We start from the raw sequence: 2,851 nt of genomic DNA on the forward strand, positions 1-2,851 counted from the left end.
TTCAGCGCGGCCATGTGGAAGCCCGCATAAAACGCGGAAAGAGCCGCGACCAGAATGTACGTGTGGCCCGTAAACAGACGGCGGTTGGATTCGACGGGTTCGTCGTCCACACCTTCGGCAATCACGGGGCTATCTGTGGTTTGATTGGTCATGGCGTCCCTCGCTCATATGTTGGACGCCCGAGATCTGACGCGCGGGTCGCCCAAAAGCCCCCCGCCGCTTGGCGCGGCGAGAGGTTGTCATCGTAATCTCAGGCGATTAGCCGCCGTAGATCATGTCGTCCGAGATGGTTGCGCCAGCGTTCTCTTTGAACCACTTGGCCGCACCGGGGTGCCACATCAGAACGCCGTTTTTGTCCCAGTTGGAGGGCACTGTGGAGCGTGCTGCTTTGTGGATGCCGAGCATACGCTCGTTGTCGGACATAACCACGTCGACAACAGCTTCTACGAAGCTTTCGGGCAGATCACAGTTGGCAATCGAGAAGTTCCACATCGACACGGAACGCGCATCGGCTTCCAGTGTGGTGTAGGTGCTTGCTGCGATGTCGAACTGCGAAACTGGGAAAGTTTCGAGGATCTTGGCTTGCTCTGCTTCGGTGAACTCGATGATGTTCACGTCCGTTTGGACTTCAAGCTGCGACACGGCGGGCACAGGCACACCAGCGGCGAACGCGATCACGTCCAGCAGACCATCCTGAAGCTGACCACCAAGGTCAGTCCAACCACCGTTGCGACGCTCAAAGTCGACGCCCAGTGTTTCCATCATGCGTGGGAAGTATGTGTCCGATGTCGAACCAGCAGGACCGAAACCGATTTTCGCGCCCGCGGGGATGTCCGCCACGGATGTGATGCCCGACGATGTCAGCGCAGTCACCGAAAACGGTGTCTGGTACATTGGGAACATCGCGCAGGCTTTGTCCATTGCGAGGCCGGGTGCGATTGGGTTGGTGCCGTTCAGCGATTCCGCTGCGGGGCCCATTGTGGTCATGCCGAATGCGGCTTCACCTGTGTGCACAAGCGCCATGTTCTGCATGGGGCCACCAGTGACTTCGCCGCCGCCGGTCAGGCCCAGCTCTTCTGCCACGAGGTTCGCCCAGCCAGAGCCGTAGGCAAAGTAGGTGCCGCCCTGCGACGCCGTACCAACGGTGAAGCTGGTGGGCCAATCTGTGCGGTCCACGTGACCGTCGGCAAAGGCTTGACCTGCGAATACAACAGTTGTCGCAGCCAGAAGTGTCGTGAGTTTCATATAACTCTCTCCCTTAAAGTTTTGTGGGCGCGTTTGATCGCGTCCCACCTGTCTCCCGGCCCGATGGTCTGGACCAGCTCCCTGAGATCAGGATGTGCGCATGGAGGCGGGCAATGTCCGATCACGCAAGCGATGATTGCGCGATTTCGCATTTTGCGCATCTAAGCGCCCGCCCAATGGGTCACATTCGGAACGTTGGGGCGCTAACAATGGGTCGTTTCGGTGACACGGCAAGGGCTGCCAAGATCAAAAGCCGTTTTCAGGTATAGCTCTCGCGGTCCAACCCGTGGCGCTGCATCTTCTCATACAGGGCTTTTCGGCTGATCCCGAGGCTCTCATATGTGGGTTTAAGTGCACCGTTGTGCGCCGACAGGGCGGCCGCCACAAGGGCGCGCTCATGGGCGGCCATCTGCGTGGCCAGCGTCTCATCGTGGGTTACTTGGGGCGCGGCCTCTGCCGTCGGGCCAAAGCCCAGAACAAAGCGGTCGGCGGCATTGCGTAACTCACGCACGTTGCCCGGCCAATCCTGCGTTGCGACCTGCGCCAACACCGCGTCACGCACATCCGGCACCGGGCGCTTGTAGCGGGTTGCGGCCTCGCCCACGAGATGCATGAACAATTGTGGCACATCCTCGCGCCGCGCACTCAGCGGTGGCACATGCAGAGTCACGACATTCAATCGGTAATACAAGTCGGCCCGAAAACTGCCCGCCTCAACCGCCCGATCCAGCGGCGCCTTGGCCGCAGCAAGGAACCGAACATCTAGATCGACGGGTTCGTTACTGCCCAACCGGGTGATCTGCCGATTTTGGATCGCATGCAAAAACTTGGCCTGCACGTCCACAGGCAGGCTGTCGATCTCATCTAGGAAAACGGTGCCACCACGGGCGAATTCCAACTTGCCAAAGCGGGGCTTTAGGGCGCCGGGAAACGCGCCCGCCTCGTGACCGAACAACTCGGATTCGACCAAATCCCTTGGCATGGCGGCACAGTTGATATGCACAAACGGACGGTCATGCCGGGGGCTGGCCCGGTGCAGGGCGCGGGCAACGATCTCTTTGCCCGTACCGGTCGCCCCAGTAATCAACGCATCGGCCTCCGTTTCAGCCACGGCGCGCACCTGCGTGCGCAACGCCACCATCGCAGCGGATCGCCCGATCAGCCGCGCCTCGACCACGTCGCGCCCGCCGACCTGATTTCGCAATGCGCGGTTTTCCAACGTCAGACGGCGTTTATCCAACGCGCGGCGCACAGTGGCCACCAAATGCTTGGGATCATACGGCTTTTCAAGGAAATCATAGGCACCGTCGCGCATCGCCTGAACCGCAAGCTCAACATCACCATTGCCCGTCACGATGATGACCGGCAGGGCGGGATCAATCTCAAGGGCGGCGCGCAACAAGGCCATGCCATCCATGCCCGGCATCCGAATGTCCGTGACCAAAATGCCGGGAAAATCGCGCGCAACCCGCGCCAAAGCCAAGTCCGCTTCCGGCAACGCCGTCACCGGCAGATCAGCCAATTCCAAGGTTTGGCTCGCGGCGATGCGCAGGTCTTCTTCGTCATCGACAAACAGGATTGTCTCGCTCATTCCGCCGCCTCCTGC

2 protein-coding genes are annotated in these 2,851 nt (G+C 60.5%); both read right to left on the reverse strand.

Going from position 1 to position 2,851, the window contains the following annotated elements; translation table 11 throughout:
• Positions 1–258: 258 nt before the first annotated feature.
• A complete protein-coding gene (locus tag AC4GMC_RS18045; protein ID WP_487878662.1) occupies positions 259–1,245 on the reverse strand; it encodes a TAXI family TRAP transporter solute-binding subunit in 987 nt (328 codons plus the stop codon).
• 259 nt (positions 1,246–1,504) lie between these two features.
• Positions 1,505–2,836: a sigma-54-dependent transcriptional regulator gene (locus AC4GMC_RS18050; RefSeq protein WP_487878321.1), complete on the reverse strand. Its 1,332-nt coding sequence runs from the start codon at positions 2,834–2,836 to the stop codon at positions 1,505–1,507.
• Positions 2,837–2,851 lie beyond the last annotated feature (15 nt).

The sequence above is a fragment of the Thalassobacter sp. genome (assembly GCF_982993085.1).

What these genes read in the sequence shown, in the direction of transcription:
- AC4GMC_RS18045 (WP_487878662.1), bottom strand. Translation starts at nt 1,245, where the DNA reads ATGAAACTCACGACACTTCTGGCTGCGACAACTGTTGTATTCGCAGGT.
- AC4GMC_RS18050 (WP_487878321.1), bottom strand. Translation starts at nt 2,836, where the DNA reads ATGAGCGAGACAATCCTGTTTGTCGATGACGAAGAAGACCTGCGCATC.